Source organism: Oleiphilus sp. HI0061, from assembly GCF_001635675.1.
In genome coordinates this window covers 1-555 of the sequence record NZ_LWFE01000444.1, presented here as the reverse complement: position 1 = coordinate 555, position 555 = coordinate 1, and the positions used below count along the sequence as shown (strand labels likewise).

General features: G+C 41.3%; 1 protein-coding gene. It reads left to right on the top strand.

What is annotated here, in order from left to right; genetic code table 11:
- Positions 1 to 345, top strand: a 345-nt coding sequence (locus A3735_RS05940) for a hypothetical protein (protein ID WP_156499449.1), incomplete at its 5' end; no start/stop codon positions are given.
- Positions 346 to 555 lie beyond the last annotated feature (210 nt).

Sequence of the window (555 nt, the reverse complement as noted above, 5' to 3'; positions counted from 1 at the left end):
GAATATATGACTGGCGGTTTGATTACTGTTCTAGGTCAAACAGGTTATAACTTTGGTGCTGGTATGACAGGTGGTTTTGCCTATGTGCTAGACCAGGAAAATACGTTTGTAGATAAATACAATCATGAGTTGGTAGAAATTCAAAGAGTTTCAACTGAACAAATGGAGCCTTATCGCAATCATTTGCGAGGCGTTATTAAGGAGCATGTTGCTGAGACATCTAGTAAGTGGGGGCAAGAGATCCTTGAGCACTTCGATGACTTCATTGCTAAGTTCTGGTTAGTTAAGCCGAAGGCGGCTAGCTTGGATAACTTGCTTAACAACATGCGTTCTCGCCCTGAGTAGTGTTTCGAATTATCGAATACTCTCATTGCGAATAAGGTTTAGAGGTTAGAATATGGCAAAGCGTTTAAATAACAACTTTCAGTTTGTTGATGTGGGTCGAGTTGACCCAAAGAAAATTCCAATGGAAGGTCGTACCGAAGATTTTGGTGAGATCTATCAGTCATTTGATCAGAATGACGCGACTGAACAGGCTCATCGATGTCTTGAGTG